15 protein-coding genes are annotated in these 17,371 nt (G+C 44.1%); 5 read left to right on the forward strand and 10 right to left on the reverse strand.

The window, feature by feature from the left end; all coding sequences use genetic code 11:
- The first annotated feature begins 28 nt into the window (after nucleotides 1-28).
- Nucleotides 29-277: a sulfurtransferase TusA gene (gene tusA, locus ACM2FC_RS18535; RefSeq protein WP_498482485.1), complete on the forward strand. Its 249-nt coding sequence runs from the start codon at nucleotides 29-31 to the stop codon at nucleotides 275-277.
- Nucleotides 278-287: 10 nt separating this feature from the next.
- Here the strand turns inward: tusA and ACM2FC_RS18540 are convergent, their stop codons facing one another.
- The gene (locus ACM2FC_RS18540) at nucleotides 288-548 is read right to left on the reverse strand and encodes a hypothetical protein (RefSeq protein WP_498482486.1); all 261 of its coding nucleotides are present in this window, start codon (nucleotides 546-548) and stop codon (nucleotides 288-290) included.
- A 135-nt stretch (nucleotides 549-683) separates the two neighbouring features.
- A complete protein-coding gene (locus ACM2FC_RS18545) occupies nucleotides 684-1,241 on the reverse strand; it encodes a TMEM165/GDT1 family protein (protein ID WP_498482487.1) in 558 nt (185 codons plus the stop codon).
- 395 nt (nucleotides 1,242-1,636) lie between these two features.
- Between ACM2FC_RS18545 and glyQ the strand changes: the two genes are divergently transcribed.
- From glyQ to ACM2FC_RS18560, 3 genes are all read left to right on the forward strand, one after another.
- Nucleotides 1,637-2,563, forward strand: a complete 927-nt coding sequence (gene glyQ, locus ACM2FC_RS18550; protein WP_498482489.1) for a glycine--tRNA ligase subunit alpha — start codon at nucleotides 1,637-1,639, stop codon at nucleotides 2,561-2,563.
- A gap of 2 nt (nucleotides 2,564-2,565) precedes the next feature.
- A complete protein-coding gene (gene glyS, locus ACM2FC_RS18555; RefSeq protein WP_498482490.1) occupies nucleotides 2,566-4,632 on the forward strand; it encodes a glycine--tRNA ligase subunit beta in 2,067 nt (688 codons plus the stop codon).
- Nucleotides 4,633-4,819: 187 nt separating this feature from the next.
- On the forward strand, nucleotides 4,820-6,070 hold the full coding sequence (locus ACM2FC_RS18560) for a valine--pyruvate transaminase (RefSeq protein WP_498482491.1): 1,251 nt from the start codon (nucleotides 4,820-4,822) through the stop codon (nucleotides 6,068-6,070).
- A 186-nt stretch (nucleotides 6,071-6,256) separates the two neighbouring features.
- On the opposite strand, the gene ACM2FC_RS18565 is transcribed toward ACM2FC_RS18560, so the two are convergent.
- The 8 genes from ACM2FC_RS18565 to dnaA all read right to left on the reverse strand — a co-directional run bounded on the left by ACM2FC_RS18565 (nucleotide 6,257) and on the right by dnaA (nucleotide 16,124).
- Entirely contained in the window at nucleotides 6,257-6,694 is a 438-nt protein-coding gene (locus tag ACM2FC_RS18565; protein WP_498482493.1) for an Hsp20 family protein, read from the reverse strand.
- Between the two features lie 229 nt (nucleotides 6,695-6,923).
- Complete coding sequence (locus tag ACM2FC_RS18570; RefSeq protein ID WP_498482495.1) at nucleotides 6,924-7,700, reverse strand: ABC transporter ATP-binding protein; 777 nt, start codon at nucleotides 7,698-7,700, stop codon at nucleotides 6,924-6,926.
- Nucleotides 7,691-8,698, reverse strand: coding sequence for a FecCD family ABC transporter permease (locus tag ACM2FC_RS18575; RefSeq protein ID WP_498482496.1), 1,008 nt, complete (start codon nucleotides 8,696-8,698; stop codon nucleotides 7,691-7,693). Before ACM2FC_RS18575 ends, ACM2FC_RS18570 begins: the two co-directional genes overlap by 10 nt.
- Before the next feature lie 2 nt (nucleotides 8,699-8,700).
- The gene (locus ACM2FC_RS18580) at nucleotides 8,701-9,765 is read right to left on the reverse strand and encodes an ABC transporter substrate-binding protein (RefSeq protein WP_498482498.1); all 1,065 of its coding nucleotides are present in this window, start codon (nucleotides 9,763-9,765) and stop codon (nucleotides 8,701-8,703) included.
- A gap of 274 nt (nucleotides 9,766-10,039) precedes the next feature.
- Nucleotides 10,040-12,457: a DNA topoisomerase (ATP-hydrolyzing) subunit B gene (gene gyrB, locus ACM2FC_RS18585; RefSeq protein WP_498482500.1), complete on the reverse strand. Its 2,418-nt coding sequence runs from the start codon at nucleotides 12,455-12,457 to the stop codon at nucleotides 10,040-10,042.
- 14 nt (nucleotides 12,458-12,471) lie between these two features.
- Entirely contained in the window at nucleotides 12,472-13,551 is a 1,080-nt protein-coding gene (gene recF, locus ACM2FC_RS18590) for a DNA replication/repair protein RecF (RefSeq protein ID WP_498482501.1), read from the reverse strand.
- A gap of 21 nt (nucleotides 13,552-13,572) precedes the next feature.
- Nucleotides 13,573-14,673, reverse strand: coding sequence for a DNA polymerase III subunit beta (dnaN, locus tag ACM2FC_RS18595; protein WP_498482503.1), 1,101 nt, complete (start codon nucleotides 14,671-14,673; stop codon nucleotides 13,573-13,575).
- 62 nt (nucleotides 14,674-14,735) lie between these two features.
- Nucleotides 14,736-16,124, reverse strand: a complete 1,389-nt coding sequence (gene dnaA / locus ACM2FC_RS18600; protein ID WP_498482504.1) for a chromosomal replication initiator protein DnaA — start codon at nucleotides 16,122-16,124, stop codon at nucleotides 14,736-14,738.
- A 419-nt stretch (nucleotides 16,125-16,543) separates the two neighbouring features.
- On the opposite strand from dnaA, the gene ACM2FC_RS18605 reads away from it, so the two are divergent.
- The gene (locus ACM2FC_RS18605; protein ID WP_498482506.1) at nucleotides 16,544-17,293 is read left to right on the forward strand and encodes an amino acid ABC transporter substrate-binding protein; all 750 of its coding nucleotides are present in this window, start codon (nucleotides 16,544-16,546) and stop codon (nucleotides 17,291-17,293) included.
- Nucleotides 17,294-17,371: the final 78 nt, after the last annotated feature.

Here is a 17,371-nt window from a genome sequence, read left to right on the forward strand (position 1 = left end):
CTTTGGATTTTTGAACGCAGATTACACTATGACAGTAGACTCAAAACTTGCCAATCAGACTTTAGACGCACAAGGCTTACGCTGCCCTGAGCCTGTTATGATGGTGAGAAAAACCATTAGAAAGATGAAAGATGGTGAAGTGCTGCTAGTTGAAGCTGACGACCCATCCACTACTCGTGATATTCCGAGCTTCTGTCGTTTTATGGATCATCAGCTGATTGATTCGCAAACAGAAGAGCCTCCCTTTCAGTACCTCATAAAAAAAGGCACCGATTAAGCAAAGTAGATTACAGCCTTTCTTCTTGTGAGCGGCTATCTTGCTGTAATCGTTCTAACTGATGCTTCAAATTGCGCATTTCTCTGTGCATTGGAATAATGTGAGCCACCCGAATCCACGATTCAACCATCAGTGCGGCCATCAAGATAGCGCCCACCACCATAGGTAACCATAAATCAGTTAGCCCCATCCCGAGTACCGTCAAAATAAAACCAAACGTGAATAAATAGCTCTGATTCTTTGCTGTCATGCCCGTATAACGTGTAAGCATAGTATCGCCCTCATTCGCTGGTGATCTGTCTCTAAGTTAGCATGAGCTAAGCGAGACAAATTTGCCAACTATCACGATATCAGGCGAATTTTAGGCAAAAGTTTAAGCAAATATAAATGCCACCACGAATCCTAATTACAAAGACAACCAAGCAATGATCGCCATTATCACAAACACGCCAGCACTGGCCTTGCGAACCCATGCCATCGGTATTTTATCCGCAGACATTTGACCGATAATGATGACCGGCACATTGGCAAGCATCATGCCTATCGTTGTTCCGATCACCACCCAACCCAACGCGTGAGAATATTGAGCACCAAGTATAGAAGTAGCAATTTGCGTTTTATCGCCTATTTCAGCAATAGAAAATGCGATGAAACTAGCCCAAAAAGGACCTCGGTTGGCAAACTTCTGATCAAAATCTATTTTATCGGGCACTAATACCCACAAAGCCATAGACACAAAACTTAGCACCACCAGCCATTTTAGTACTACTGGAGAAAGCCAGTCAGCAATGACCACACCCAACCAAGCAGCGACAAGGTGATTTAATAGTGTGGCGAACAATATGCCAAAAATAATCGCGGTAGGTTTTCGATAGCGACTAATCAGCAGCAAAGAAAGAAGTTGGGTTTTATCGCCGATTTCAGCCAAGGTGATACTAGTAATGGAAGTTGCTAATACGCTCACAATGCACTCATATGAGGCAGGGGTTATAATATTTAACCATAGACAAACCCCATGCCCCGCCTCGGTTCATGGTGCTTGCCTAAGGTCTTGCTAAACTAAAAAGGCTTTTAGTCTCGAACGCCATGGTGATTTGGCACCAATTATGTTGACGAACGAAGCGAATTCTTAGGTTTGAATTCACTAAGCTACTCCCCAAAGACAGGCAAATTCTATTGAACTTTGCTGTTGAAAGCAACAAATCGACACGATCACGTTAATTTAGCGCCTCATTCAACGACATTTTCGCTTTAGTTTATTAATTAAGCACGATTACCCCTACTACAGCACCCGTTATATGGGTATACTGGGCCGCTAATTTTTATCGAATTATTTATCAATTTCGCGCGAACCTGACTATGCAAAAATACGATATCAAAACTTTCCAGGGAATGATCCTCGCGCTGCAGGATTATTGGGCTCAAAATGGCTGTACTATTGTGCAACCGCTAGACATGGAAGTGGGTGCGGGTACTTCACACCCAATGACTTGCCTTCGAGCACTAGGTCCTGAGCCAATGTCGACGGCTTACGTGCAACCATCTCGTCGTCCAACTGATGGCCGTTATGGTGAAAACCCAAACCGTCTGCAGCACTACTACCAATTTCAAGTCGCTTTGAAGCCGTCTCCGGACAATATTCAAGAGCTGTATTTAGGTTCACTGGAAGTACTTGGTATCGACCCACTTGTCCACGACATCCGTTTCGTTGAAGACAACTGGGAAAACCCAACACTTGGCGCTTGGGGCCTTGGCTGGGAAGTCTGGTTAAACGGTATGGAAATCACTCAGTTTACTTACTTCCAACAAGTAGGTGGCCTTGAGTGTAAGCCAGTCACTGGTGAAATCACTTATGGTATCGAGCGTTTAGCTATGTATATTCAGGAAGTGGATTCTGTTTACGATTTGGTGTGGAACAAAGGCCCGCAAGGCGTTGTGACTTACGGTGACATTTTCCACCAAAACGAAGTTGAGCAGTCGACTTACAACTTCGAACACGCAGATGTTGATTTCCTATTCTCGTTCTTCGACCAATGTGAAAAAGAATCGAAAGAGCTGCTTGAGCTTGAAAAGCCTCTTCCACTGCCAGCTTACGAGCGCATTCTAAAAGCCGCTCATGCGTTCAACTTGCTAGATGCTCGTAAAGCTATTTCGGTAACTGAGCGTCAACGTTACATTCTCCGCATTCGCAACCTAACCAAAGCGGTTGCTGAAGCCTACTACGCATCCCGTGAAGCACTTGGTTTCCCGATGTGTCGTAACCAAGAAAAAAGCGAGGAGAAGTAATCATGGCTAAGAATTTTCTAATTGAATTAGGTACGGAAGAGCTACCACCAACGGCACTACGCACTCTAGCTGAAGCCTTTGCTAACAACTTTGAAGCTGAGCTAAAAAGTGCAGAGCTTTCTCACCAAGGTGTGAAATGGTACGCAGCACCACGTCGCCTTGCACTTAAAGTGGCTGAGCTTGCTGATTCTCAAGCCGACAAAGTGGTTGAAAAACGCGGCCCTGCAATTTCTGTTGCATTTGATGCAGACGGTAACCCAACCAAAGCCGCTCAAGGCTGGGCTCGCGGCAACGGGATCACTATTGAACAAGCCGATCGCCTAGTGACTGACAAGGGCGAATGGTTACTGTTCAAACAAGAAGTCGCTGGCAAACCAGTTAAAGAAATTGTTATCGACCTTGCGGCAAAGGCACTGGCTAATCTTCCAATCCCGAAACCTATGCGTTGGGGTGACAAAGAAACTCAATTCATCCGTCCAGTTAAAACACTAACTGTACTGTTTGGCGACGAGCTGATCGAAGGTGAAATCCTTGGTGTTGCTTCTGGTCGCACTATCCGTGGTCACCGCTTTATGGGTGAGCAGGAATTTGCTATTGAGTCTGCAGATCAATACCCAGAGCTCTTGCTAGAGCGTGGTAAAGTCATGGCTGATTATGAAGCACGTAAAGCGATCATCTTAGCTGACGCACAACAAGCTGCACAAGCGGTTGGCGGTATTGCTGATCTTGAAGATGACCTAGTAGAAGAAGTGACTTCTTTGGTTGAATGGCCAGTTGTGCTAACCGCTAAGTTTGAAGAAGAGTTCCTAAAAGTGCCTTCTGAAGCGTTGGTTTATACCATGAAAGGCGACCAAAAGTACTTCCCAGTTTACGACGAAAACAAAAGGCTTCTGCCGAACTTTATCTTCGTATCTAACATTGAATCGAAAGAGCCAAGATACGTTATCGAAGGTAACGAGAAAGTGGTTCGCCCTCGTCTAGCTGACGCTGAGTTCTTCTTTAACACCGACCGCAAGCGTCCTTTGCTTGACCGTCTACCAGAGCTAGAAACAGCTATCTTCCAGAAGCAGTTAGGTACAATCAAGGATAAAACCGACCGCATCACTGAACTAGCGGGTTACATCGCAGAGAAAATCGGTGCAGACATCGAGAAATCAAAACGTGCAGCGCTACTTGCGAAATGTGACTTAATGACCTCGATGGTATTCGAGTTCACTGACACTCAAGGCGTGATGGGTATGCACTATGCTCGCCATGACGGTGAAGACGAACAAGTTGCAGTCGCACTAAACGAACAGTACATGCCTCGCTTCGCGGGTGATGACTTACCAAGCAGCGGTATCTCCTCTGCTGTTGCAATGGCAGACAAGCTAGACACTATCGTAGGTATCTTCGGTATTGGCCAAGCTCCAAAGGGCAGCGACCCGTTTGCACTTCGCCGCGCTTCACTTGGTGTACTTCGTATCATCGTTGAAAATGGCTACCAGTTAGATTTAACTGATTTGATCAGCAAAGCAAAATCACTATTCGATGATAAGCTCACTAACGACAAGGTAGAGTCTGACGTTATCGAATTCATGCTAGGCCGCTTCAGAGCTTGGTATCAAGATGCTGGCTTTAGCATTGATACGATTCAAGCGGTATTAGCTCGCCGCCCAACCAAGCCCGCAGACTTCGATCAGCGTGTTAAAGCGGTATCACACTTCCGCAGCCTAGAAGCTGCCGAATCTCTTGCTGCTGCGAATAAGCGTGTCGGTAATATCTTGGCAAAATTCGATGGCGAGCTTGCTAACGAAATTGATTTAGCATTGCTGCAAGAAGACGCTGAAAAAGCACTAGCAGAAAATGTTGAGATCATGACAGAAGCGCTAGAGCCTGCATTTGAGACAGGTAACTACCAACAAGCTCTTACTCAGCTAGCTGACCTACGTGAACCTGTCGATGCGTTCTTCGACAACGTAATGGTAATGGCTGATGATGAAGCGCTTAAGAAAAACCGACTCACTCTACTTAGCCAGCTAAGAAATCTATTCCTAAAAACAGCGGATATTTCTCTCCTGCAAAAGTGATTGTCGGGTAACCTTCAGCTAAACGAAGCCCAGCTATAAAGCTGGGTTTTTTTATAAGCAGTATTTTTATAAAAAGTCACCGATAATTACTATGACAGGTGATGACATTAGGGTATGTTCAACGGTTCCGGCTTTTTCGCAAACGGGCCCATAAAAAGTAAATACAACACACTAGGTATAATAAAAAATGCAATTTTCTAACTTTGGTGAAAAATTTAATCGCTATTCAGGTATTACACAGTTAATGGATGACCTAAACGATGGTCTGCGTACTCCAGGAGCCATCATGCTCGGAGGCGGCAATCCAGCCGCAATACCAGAAATGCTCGAGTACTTTCGCCAAACCAGTGAAGAAATGTTGCAAAGCGGTGAACTCATCGCTTCCATGACCAACTATGATGGCCCGCAAGGCAAAAATGCTTTTATTAAATCGCTAGCCGCTCTTTTAAAAGACACGTACGGTTGGGATATCAGCGAAAAAAACATTACCTTAACCAACGGTAGCCAAAGCGGCTTTTTCTACCTATTTAACCTACTAGCTGGTAAGCAAGCTGATGGGTCAACCAAGAAAATTTTGCTGCCACTGGCACCAGAATATATCGGCTACGCAGATGCAGGCATCGACGACGATATTTTTGTCTCTTACCACCCAGAAATTGAGCTACTTGGCGACAGACAGTTTAAGTACCACGTTGATTTTGAAAAGCTGGAAGTAGACGACTCTGTTGCTGCGATCTGCGCATCACGTCCAACTAACCCAACCGGCAATGTACTGACAGATGAAGAAGTACAAAAGCTGGATAAGCTTGCTCGCGTCAACAATATTCCACTCATCATTGATAATGCCTATGGTGTACCTTTCCCAAGTATTATCTTTGAAGACGTTAAGCCTTTCTGGAATGAAAACACGATCCTGTGCAAAAGCCTATCAAAGCTAGGCTTACCGGGCCTGCGCTGCGGTATCATCATCGCGAATGAAGAAATTACTAAGGCTCTAACCAACCTTAATGGAGTCATTAGCCTAGCGCCGGGTAGCATGGGGCCCGCCATCGTCAATCACATGATTGAAAAAGGCGATTTGCTTAAGATGAGCCGTCAAGTAATCAAACCTTACTACAAAGAAAAGTCGCAGCTGGCAGTCAACTTACTGCAAGAAGCGATTCCAGACTCTCGCTTCCGCATTCACAAACCAGAAGGGGCGATATTCCTTTGGTTATGGTTTGATGAATTGCCGATCACGACAATGGAACTTTATAAGCGTTTGAAGGCAAGAGGGGTATTAATCGTTCCGGGAGAATACTTCTTCTTCGGCCAAGAAGACGGCTGGGATCACGGTCATCAGTGTCTACGCATGAACTACGTACAGCCAGAAGACGTGATGCAAAAAGGCATTAGTATTATCGCCGAAGAGATCGAAAAAGCTTACGCTCAAGGTTAATTTCAATCTTGAAAACTTTGCTCATCTTAGTGGAATAAGCTGGAACAAACATACATGGGCATGGATGCCCATGTTTAAGCGAACATGGATGTCTTGAGCGGTTTGTGGAAGCTTGTTTCACTTAAATACTGCGAATACTAAAAGAGCGCTTATTAGCGCTCTTTCTCTACCTTATGATGGAATTGTTTAGCTATTGTCGATTAGCTTGCTACCATTGATTGCGATTTTACGTGGTTTCATGGCTTCTGGAATTTCACGCTCTAAATCAACATGAAGTAAGCCATTTTCCATCTCAGCGCCGATCACTTTTACATAATCTGCTAATTGGAATTTACGTTCGAAATCACGTTCAGCAATACCTTGGTAAACATAGTTCTTCTCTTCTGCCGCTTTTTGCTCTCCACGTACCAACAGCATGTTCTCTTTCTGAGTAATTTCAAGCTGATCTTCAGCGAAGCCTGCTACCGCCATGGTAATACGGTATTTATTTTCGTCTTGCTGTTCGATGTTGTATGGAGGGTAACCAGAAGAACCATTTTTCGCGTTGTTCGCTTCCATCAAGTTAAACAGACGGTCAAAACCAATCGCGTTACGGTATAAAGGTGAGAAATCTACATTACGCATAATACTATCCTCTTTAATAAGCAATAGTGTTGCCATAGGTGGCAACGAGATTCATCTCATGCTCCTTGCGGACGTCAGAGAGAATCGAATTTTAGTTTGCTAAGCTGCACTTCCTCTCCTGAGCAAAGTTCAATTTAGCGCTAGTCAGAGGCCCATTTGGCATCCTCTTCATAACTAGATATAGGGATGGAAAAATTAGATTCAAGGGAATAGTCAAAATTAATTTGATTTATTTTTGATAACTAGGAATACAAACAAGACTGCCGGTAGGGCTAGAGAATACTTCCAAATCTACCTGATAAATACTACTGAGGTTTTGTTTAGTCAACATTTCTTGGCAACTGCCATATTGAGATTGCTGCGGGCCCAGTAGTAGAACATTGCCACCACAATAGTGGGCATGATCGGGAGAGTGAGTCGTCATCACAATGGTAAAGCCTTGCTCTTTTAAAGAGACAATCGCTTTTAAAACCTGCTGCTGAAAAGCGAGATCGAGGTGAGCGGTCGGCTCATCAAACAGCAATATTTTGCTTTTTTGCACAATCGCACGGGCAATACGCACCAACTGTTGCTGACCACCGCTGAGTTTACTGTAGTCTCGCTCAGAAAAAGACTCGATACCTAACAACGATAGAGCTTGCTTAGCTTCAGCTATCTCGTTCTGCCCTGGCTTTTTCAAAAATCCAAGCTGAGATGCAAATCCTGTCAGTACCACATCAAGGACTTGGTAATTGAAAGTACATGACTCGCTTTGAGAAACGAGTGCCAAGTTGCGCGCGCGCTGGCCAAAACTCATAGCCGCGATATTCTGACCGGCTATTCGCACTTCTCCAGAGCTAGGCGTAAGCAGTCCAGAAATGCAGCGTAATAAGGTTGACTTGCCTACCCCGTTCGGCCCTAGGATAGATAAAATGTCGCCGCTTGCCACATGGATATTAAGGCGTTCAAATACCGGATTCTTTGCGTCTTTGTGCTGAAAGCTCAAATCATTAACGGTTAGTTCCATGACTGCCTACCTCGACGCAATAGAACAGCAAATATTGGCGCACCTAAAAGAGCAGTAATCACCCCTAGTGGAATTTCATAACTGGCACTAGAGCGCGCCACCGTATCGCACACCAGCAAAAAGGCACCACCAAGGAAAAAGCTCACAGGAACCAATTTGCGATGGCAGGGGCCGACAAGCAACCTAGCTAAATGCGGAATAACTAAACCCACCCAACCAATAATCCCACTAACGGCAACCGATGCCGAAGCTAACACTGTTGCTAAAGCGATGAAAAGACCGCGCTCAAGTTTTACGTTAATACCTAAAGATTGAGATATATCGTCACTGTTCGACAGTAAATTTAATCGCCAACGGAACCACCACAGCAGCGCCATTGCTGGTAGCGTAAACAAGCTATAAGTTGCCAGCAGGTCAGGTCGGCTATCACTTAGCGAGCCCATTAGCCAGTATTCGATGATTGGCAGTTTGTTGTCTGGATCAGCAGTGTATTTAAGCAACGCCAACAAAGCGGTAAATACTGAGCCGACAACAATTCCTGAAAGCACCAGCACTAAAGTTGAACGTTGGCCTTCTTTGCCACCCAGCAACATTGACAGCAAAACCGCAATGACTGCAAAGCCAAACGCACTGATATATATCCAATAACTGCCACCCAAAAGCAAAATGGCTATGGCAGCCCCAAAGCCTGCCCCCCCTGAAATACCCAAAATAAATGGGCTAACTAAAGGGTTGCGAAACATGCTTTGGTAACAGACACCGCTGCAAGAAAGGTTCGCGCCAACCAAAAAAGCCATCGCTACTCGCGGAAAACGCACGTCTGAGAGTACGGTGTATACCATATTGTGACCAGCCTTCCCCTGCCAATGATTCACCAGTGCACGCAACATGGCCTCTGGGGAGATCATATATCGCCCAAGGCACGCAGCCACCAGCACAATAATCACTGTGCTGGCAATCAGCCCTATCATTAAGCGTTGGAAAGGCAGCCGAGTCATTATTACTGCTCTGGCTTATAGGTCGTGTGGTAAAACTGACGATAAAACTCGTCAACGCGTTGGTTTAGATTTACGTCAGCAAACAACTTAGGATGAAGCTTTTTCGCCATCCAAAGTTCGCCAAGGATAAAGCTTTCTGGTGCTGGGTGACCCCAAGGCTTAACGTACTCTGGAGAAATAAACAGACGATGATTTTTTACTGCATCAACTTTTTGCCAAGCAGGATCGGATTGAATGCCCGCAACAATATCGCGATAGCGGCTCTGTACGAAAATAACTTGAGGGTTCCAAGCTAGTACCTGCTCCATAGACACTTCACCATATCCATGGATAGTATGCGCTACGTTAAAGCCACCTGACTCAGCCATCATGACACCGGTAAATTTGCCAGAACCATAAGTGTTCATATCTGGGTTAGCCATGTACAAACGCGTTTTTTGTGCTGAAGTTAAGCCGTCAATACGACTATTAATGATCTGCTTGGTGACATCCATCTGATGCTCAAGCGCGCTGGCTTGCTTTTCTTTGCCAAATATTTTGCCAAGCAAGGTGATACCTTGCTTCATTCCTTGCCAATACGCTTTTGGCCCATTGGTGATCTCTGGGTTGAAACTGGTTCTTTGACTGGCTTTGCTGACGAAAAAACTCATTCGGACAACAGGTATCCCTACGCTCTGTACTTGCTTCACCATTTGTTCGGGTGCGTAGTTACTCATAAAGACCACATCAGGGTGCAAACTGAGGAGCTCTTCTAAATTGACCGAAGTCAGATCGCCCGGAGTCGGTAGGTGAACAATCTGCGGCGCTAAACGCGCAAAGTCTGAACCTAGCAGAGATTGCCAATCACGCACCACTCCAACAATTTGCGACGTGGCTCCAAGCTCAACAGCCACATCTAAGGTGTGGTGCTCTAAGATGACCGCACGCTTAATATGATCGGGCAGTACAACTTTGTGGCCTGTCTGATCGATTATCGTTTGGCTCGCCATAGCTGAAAAAGAAAATAGCCCAACAATCAAAAATAGTAACGATGAGAATAGTGTGTTTCGCTTAAATGCAGCCAACATTGCCCAACCTAAAGACCTAATAAAAATTGAGGTTGAATTATACCGTGAGTTAGTAGTGACATTAAATAATGTGACACTACTCAAAAAATCACACTACTGGCGTTTCGCCGAATCTAACTAAAATGAATGACTGTAGAAATTGAAGAGTATTAGGCGTAATAGCCCGTTTGTCATTGAATAGTATAAATAATATTTATATGCACATTTGTATATCGCTAGACAAAACAAAGGCGAACACTAGGTTCGCCTTATAGGTGAAAACTTAGATTGAATGTTAAACGTCGAGGTTTGCCACTTTCAATGCGTTTTCTTCAATGAAGTTACGACGAGGTTCAACGTGATCGCCCATCAATGTGGTAAATAGCTGATCGGCTCCAACTGCATCTTCAATCGTTACTTGCATCATGCGGCGAGTTTCAGGATCCATTGTGGTTTCCCAAAGCTGCTCAGGGTTCATCTCACCTAACCCTTTATAACGTTGAAGGCTTAGGCCACGCTTCGACTCTTTTAGCAGCCAAGTTAACGCTTCAGCAAAGCTAGCAACTGGGATAGTACGCTCACCACGTTTCACGTAGGCACCATCTTCAATCAGACCTTCTAGTGCTTCAGAGAGCGTCGCCAGTTTGTTGTACTCTTTTGAGTTAAGTAGATCTACCGTTAATACATGCTCGTGACTAACACCGTGAGTACGCACCATCACTTTCGGTAGATTCAAGCCAAGCTCTTCGTGTTGTTCAACTTCCAAGCTATATTGGCTCGCACCCACTTCTTTCTCGTTTAATTGAGTAACTAGCTGATTTCCCCATGTTTCAACTGCAGATAAGTCTTGGCACTGTTCGGCAGTTAATCGCGGCACATATATCAACTCTTCAACCAAAGCTTGCGGATAACGGCGGCTCATACGACCGACCAGCTTCATGCCAGCGTTGTATTGTCTAACTAGGTCTTCTAAAGCTTCTCCAGACATCGCAGGTGCTTCTGGGTTTACATGCAAAGAAGCATTATCCAAAGCCAAAGAGACTTGATACTGATTCATCGCATCTTCGTCTTTAATATATTGCTCTTGCTTACCTTTCTTCACTTTGTATAAAGGTGGCTGAGCGATATAGATATAGCCACGTTCGATAAGCTCAGGCATTTGACGGTAGAAGAAGGTCAAAAGTAGAGTACGGATGTGCGAACCATCGACATCCGCATCGGTCATGATGATGATGTTGTGATAACGCAGTTTATCTGGGTTGTACTCATCGCGACCAATACCACAACCAAGAGCCGTGATTAGCGTAGCAACCTCTTGTGACGAAAGCATCTTGTCAAAGCGCGCTTTCTCAACGTTTAGGATTTTACCTTTTAGCGGCAAAATCGCTTGGTTTTTACGGTTACGCCCTTGTTTTGCTGAACCACCCGCAGAGTCACCCTCCACAATATATAGTTCAGAAAGTGCAGGGTCTTTTTCTTGGCAATCAGCAAGTTTGCCTGGTAAACCAGCTAAATCGAGCGCACCTTTGCGGCGAGTCATTTCTCTAGCTTTACGAGCCGCTTCACGAGCACGAGCAGCATCGATGATTTTGCTACAGACTGTTTTCGCTTCGTTCGGGTTTTCAACCAAGAATTCAGACAGCTTTTCGCCCATGACAGACTCTACCGCCGATTTCACTTCAGAAGAGACTAACTTGTCTTTGGTTTGGCTAGAGAATTTTGGATCAGGCACTTTTACAGATACAACCGCCGTCAAACCTTCACGTGCATCATCGCCAGAAGTGGACGTTTTCTCTTTTTTCGAGAAGCCTTCTTTATCCATAAAGCTGTTAATGGTACGAGTCAAGGCAGCTCTAAAACCCGCCAAGTGAGTACCACCATCGCGCTGAGGAATATTGTTGGTAAAGCAGTAGATGTTCTCTTGGAAACCGTCATTCCATTGCATCGCAACTTCTACCGAAATACCATCTTCACGTTCAAAGTCAAAGTGGAAAACTTTAGCGTGAATTGGCGTTTTGTTGGTGTTCAAGTGCTCAACGAACGCTTGGATACCACCTTCATACATAAAGTGGTCATTCTTGTCTTCTTCACGCTCATCAATGAGCTTGATTGAGATGCCCGAGTTCAAGAACGAAAGCTCACGTAGACGCTTGGCTAAAATGTCGTAGTGGAATTCGATATTCGAGAAGGTTTCAGCACTTGGCCAGAAACGAATAAAGGTTCCTGTCTTGTCAGTCTCACCTATCACTTCAAGCGGTGATTGAGGCTCACCATGATGATAAGTTTGGGTATGAACCGAGCCACCACGATGAATAACTAGTTCGACTTTTTCAGACAGCGCGTTTACAACAGAGACACCTACACCGTGCAATCCACCAGAAACTTTGTACGAGTTGTCATCGAACTTACCACCAGCGTGAAGTACCGTCATGATAACTTCTGCTGCCGACACGTTCTCTTCTGGGTGCATTTCTGTAGGAATACCACGTCCATCATCGCTCACTGATACTGAATCGTCTTCATGAATAGTGACGATAATGTCCTTACAGTGGCCAGCTAGCGCTTCATCAATCGAGTTGTCCACTACTTCAAATACCATGTGATGCAATCCGGTACCATCATCAGTGTCACCGATGTACATACCTGGACGCTTACGTACCGCATCCAACCCTTTCAGTACTTTAATACTCGATGAATCATAATTTTCAGACATGAGTTACTCTCTATTTATACGTGCTCTATTGTTCCGTGTTCCACATGAAACACCTTACCTTGCTCGTCATGCATATCTGCAATCTGGTTTTTGGTAATAGAACTTACAAAAACTTGAGCCCCCGTCGCTTTTAAACAGTCTGCAAGACGTTGGCGACGCTGGCTATCTAACTCGGAAGCAAAATCATCTATCAAGTAGATACACTGCTTTCCCGTCATTTCAGTTAAGTGCTGCCCCTGCGCGACGCGCAATGCACACACCATTAACTTCAATTGACCACGTGAAAGGACATCTTCAACAGGCGTCCCATTCACTTTTATTTTTAAGTCAGCCTTATTTGGTCCACTAAAGGTGTAACCTAAAGACTGATCTCGTTCGAAGTTTTGACTGAGGATATCCTTGTAGGCAGTATCTTTGTCCCAGCCACGATAGTACTTCAAACGGATGTCAAACTCTGGTAAGAATTCATGGCAAATCACCTCTGCCACTTTCTTTACGTTATTAACGTATGACTCTCGCCATTGGCTAATACTCTCGGCCAGCTTTGCTAACTCTTGATCCCAATAACTGACTTCGGCGTAATCTCGAGCCGTTTTTAACAAAGCATTGCGCTGCTTGGCTAATCGCTTGTACCTTCCCCAAGCCTCATAAAAAGAAGGCTCTGAGTGGAACAGGCCCCAATCAATAAATGCGCGGCGAGACTTCGGCCCTGCCGTCAAAAGGTCGAAACCTTCTGGGTGAATCAATTGCAAAGGCAGTACATTAGCCAATTTTGCTATTTTTTGTCCAGATTGGCCGCCTATTTTAACCTCTGTTGTGCCATCGCGCTGCTTATTAATACCGATTGGCAGTTCAAAGTTATCTGGATTCAAAAAGCGACCATGAACAAACAGCTCATCGAATTCATTTTGAATCACTCTACCGGTCAGCGAGCTGCGAAACGAGCGACCATGGCCAAGCAAATAAATCGCTTCTAGTAGACTGGTTTTACCGCTGCCATTAGGCCCAATAAGAAAGTTAAAGCCTGGTGATAGTTCGATATCACAGGCTTTAATATTTCTAAATTGTTTTACAACTAGACGAGTAAGAGGCATTTAAGCTTAAAGTCACTTATCCTATAAGCGAATCGGCATCACAACATACATTGCACTGTCATCTTCAAGGTCTTCAATCAATGCACTAGCATTTGCTTCAGACATTGACACTCTTACTTGTTCACAGCGAAGTGTATTGAGAATATCCAGAACATAGCTGACGTTAAAACCAATTTCGATTGGCTCGCCGTCAAAGGTAACATCTAGATTTTCTTCTGCTTCTTCTTGTTCAGGGTTACTTGCGGTTATCCGCATTTCACTGTTTTCTAGGTTAACCCTAACCCCTCGAAACTTCTCATTAGAAAGAATAGCAGCTCGAGCAAACGCCTGTCTTAAATCTTCGCACCCAGCTTGCAACTCTTTGTTAGTATTTTGAGGTAAGACACGGCGATAATCTGGAAAGCGGCCATCAACTAACTTAGAAGTGAAAATGAAGTTGTTTACTTCAGCGCGAATATTAGAGTTACCGATTTGCAACACCACGGGTTGATCAGGATCGTCCAATACTTTTACCAGCTCTTGAACACCTTTGCGCGGAACAATGATTTGCGATTGTTCAAAATTGTTACTCAATTGTGTGTGTGCCACCGCCATACGGTGACCATCGGTTGCCACCGATCTTAAAGTAGTACCATCAACTTCAAACAGCATGCCGTTTAGATAGTAGCGAACGTCTTGGTTGGCCATTGAAAATTGAGTTTTTTCGATAAGTCCACGCAATTCACCCTGCGTTAGAGAGATCTCAACTTCGTTTTGCCAATCTTCGATATTTGGAAAGTCGTTAGCAGGTAAAGTAGCAAGAGAAAAACGGCTTCGGCCAGAGCGCACCTGAACTCGATCACCTTCTAATACAAAGGTAATGCTGGAATTGTCTGGCAATCCACGACAGATATCTAAGAATTTACGTGAAGGAACGGTAATTGCACCCGCTTCAAACTCACCTTCTAAGTTGACTCGACTGATTAGCTCAATTTCTAAATCCGTCGATGTCATTGAAAGTGCACCTTCTTCCACTTTAAGAAGGAGGTTACCTAAAATAGGCAGGGTAGGTCTTCCACCCAATGCACCAGATACCTGTTGTAACGGTTTAATCAGGTGACTACGTTCAATAGTAAATTTCATATATAGCTCTTAACAAACCGACAGTTCGCTCAAATATTGATAGATATAATACTTATGCAGATTTAAGAAGATAGAGTACGAATCAGATTCGAATAATCTTCCTTGATATCGTGGCTCTCTTCACGTAACTGCTCTATTTTACGACAAGCATGCAAAACAGTTGTGTGGTCTCGCCCACCAAATGCATCACCAATTTCAGGCAAGCTGTGGTTAGTTAACTCTTTTGAGAGAGCCATCGCTAATTGACGAGGACGCGCAACAGAACGTGAGCGACGTTTTGACAACAAATCTGCCACTTTGATTTTATAGTATTCTGCAACGGTTTTCTGAATATTATCAATAGTGACTAACTTTTCTTGCAACGCAAGCAAATCACGCAGCGCTTCGCGAACAAAATCAATGGTGATTGGGCGACCAGTAAAGTTTGCATTGGCAATCACACGGTTTAGAGCACCTTCAAGTTCACGAACGTTGGAGCGCAGGCGCTTAGCAATAAAGAACGCCACTTCATCAGCAAGGTTGATCTGGTGATCTTCCGCCTTTTTCATCAAAATTGCCACACGAGTCTCTAGCTCTGGTGGTTCAATCGCAACAGTGAGTCCCCAACCAAAGCGAGATTTCAATCTGTCTTCTACTCCGCTGATCTCTTTTGGATATCGGTCAGAAGTTAGGATAATTTGCTGATTGCCTTCAAGCAGTGCATTAAAGGTGTGGAAAAACTCTTCTTGAGAACGCTCTTTGTTAGCAAAGAATTGAATGTCATCGATAAGCAGCGCGTCAACACTACGATAGTAACGCTTAAACTCTTCAATGGCGTTATTTTGTAGTGCTTTTACCATATCTTGCACGAAACGCTCAGAGTGCATGTACACCACTTTTGCGTTCGGCTTATTATCGACAATCGCGTTTCCTACTGCATGCAAAAGGTGAGTCTTACCTAAACCCGTTCCACCATATAGAAATAGAGGGTTATACGCCGCACCAGGATTATCTGCCACCTGACGCGCAGCTGCTAGGCCGAGTTGGTTAGATTTACCCTCAACAAAGTTATTAAACTTGTGCTTAAGGTTTACGTTTGAACGGTGATTAATATTAGCAATGGCGCTTGCTTCATCATCCCACGTTTTTTGTAGCTGAGCAGGTGCCGAAGATTCAGCCGCTAAGTCAGCTTTTGTTCTCACTGGCTCTGGCTTTGGTGCGACTACGGGCTTGCTGCCTACTTCGAAACGCAGGCTAGGAATATCATTACCACAATACTCAAGCAGTAAACGGTTAATACTATTGATGTATTTATCGCGAACCCAATCTAATACAAAGCGGTTTGGAGCAAATAAAGTCAACGTATTGTCATTAATCTCCGCTTGTAACGGACGAACCCACATACTGAATTCTGTAGCTGGTAGCTCTTCTTGAAGTTGTTGCATACATTGCAACCAAAGCGAAGATGACACGGTGCCCCCACGAGAAAAAATGATCAGGAAAGACCGTTAATTTTACCTGTTGATAAACAAGATCGCCAGCAAATGATCGACGTTGCAGTGAATAAGATCTAACTTATTCACAATTTTTTCGCAGTTTTGACGAGATCCGCACAGCTCACCCTAAATTTACTCACACCTTGATCCACAAAATCTACGATTAGTGAAAAAAATTAAGATCCTGCCGTTGGTGATAACTTTGTGGATTACTTTATTGCTAATGACTCCTAATCAGCAACATTCAGGTTAGCTATCAATTTGATTTACCAACAAAGATAACTGTACCCTCGCCACCTTTATACCCTAAAGATCTAGGTTATTGCTGAACATTATTTATTACGCGAACTATATAGAATGTAGTATCGCCCACCTATTAATTGAGGAGTGACAATATGAAACACTGGATTAAAGTACTATTGGCGATAGTTGCGCTATCCGTCACCAGCGTTCAAGCAGAAACTGTGGTTAAAGTTGGCATGTCTGGCCGCTATTTCCCATTTACTTTCGTAAAGAATGACAAGCTACAAGGCTTCGAAGTGGATTTGTGGAAAGAGATCGGTAAGCGTGAAGACTATAAAGTGGAATTTGTCACTGCAAACTTCTCTGGTCTGTTTGGTCTTTTAGAGACTGGCCACATCGATACTATCTCAAACCAAATTACGGTTACACCTGAGAGAAAAGCTAAATACCTATTCTCCGATCCGTATGTTATCGACGGTGCTCAATTAGCCGTAAAAAAGTCCAATAACACGATTCATGGCATCGATGATCTAAAAGGCAAAACCGTTGCAGTTAACCTTGGGTCTAACTTTGAACAGTTGCTTCGCAAGCATGACAAAAACAACCAGTTCAACATTAAGACCTTCGATACAGGTATCGAACAGTCTGTATTGATTGGAGCAACCGATGCTTTTGTTATGGACCGTTTGTCAGTCGTACAACTTATCAAGAAAACAGGCCTACCTTTCAAGCTAGCTGGCAAGCCATTCGCCACCATCGAAAATGCTTGGCCTTTCGCCAATGATGCCAAAGGTAAGAAACTAAGAAATCAAGTAAACCAAGCTCTTGCGTCAATGAGAAAAGATGGCACTTTAGCTAAAATTTCAGAAAAATGGTTCGGAGCAGATATTACTAAAGAGTAAGCACTTGCTTACATAAATATACATAACAAGCTAGTGGCGAGTACTGAAGTAACTTTAGCTAATGTGTATAACAACTTA

It is taken from the genome of Vibrio sp. A37 (genome assembly GCF_059777565.1).

What these genes read in the sequence shown, in the direction of transcription:
- tusA (WP_498482485.1), top strand. Translation starts at nt 29, where the DNA reads ATGACAGTAGACTCAAAACTTGCCAATCAGACTTTAGACGCACAAGGC.
- ACM2FC_RS18540 (WP_498482486.1), bottom strand. Translation starts at nt 548, where the DNA reads ATGCTTACACGTTATACGGGCATGACAGCAAAGAATCAGAGCTATTTA.
- glyQ (WP_498482489.1), top strand. Translation starts at nt 1,637, where the DNA reads ATGCAAAAATACGATATCAAAACTTTCCAGGGAATGATCCTCGCGCTG.
- glyS (WP_498482490.1), top strand. Translation starts at nt 2,566, where the DNA reads ATGGCTAAGAATTTTCTAATTGAATTAGGTACGGAAGAGCTACCACCA.
- ACM2FC_RS18560 (WP_498482491.1), top strand. Translation starts at nt 4,820, where the DNA reads ATGCAATTTTCTAACTTTGGTGAAAAATTTAATCGCTATTCAGGTATT.
- ACM2FC_RS18565 (WP_498482493.1), bottom strand. Translation starts at nt 6,694, where the DNA reads ATGCGTAATGTAGATTTCTCACCTTTATACCGTAACGCGATTGGTTTT.
- ACM2FC_RS18570 (WP_498482495.1), bottom strand. Translation starts at nt 7,700, where the DNA reads ATGGAACTAACCGTTAATGATTTGAGCTTTCAGCACAAAGACGCAAAG.
- ACM2FC_RS18575 (WP_498482496.1), bottom strand. Translation starts at nt 8,698, where the DNA reads ATGACTCGGCTGCCTTTCCAACGCTTAATGATAGGGCTGATTGCCAGC.
- ACM2FC_RS18580 (WP_498482498.1), bottom strand. Translation starts at nt 9,765, where the DNA reads ATGTTGGCTGCATTTAAGCGAAACACACTATTCTCATCGTTACTATTT.
- gyrB (WP_498482500.1), bottom strand. Translation starts at nt 12,457, where the DNA reads ATGTCTGAAAATTATGATTCATCGAGTATTAAAGTACTGAAAGGGTTG.
- recF (WP_498482501.1), bottom strand. Translation starts at nt 13,551, where the DNA reads ATGCCTCTTACTCGTCTAGTTGTAAAACAATTTAGAAATATTAAAGCC.
- dnaN (WP_498482503.1), bottom strand. Translation starts at nt 14,673, where the DNA reads ATGAAATTTACTATTGAACGTAGTCACCTGATTAAACCGTTACAACAG.
- ACM2FC_RS18605 (WP_498482506.1), top strand. Translation starts at nt 16,544, where the DNA reads ATGAAACACTGGATTAAAGTACTATTGGCGATAGTTGCGCTATCCGTC.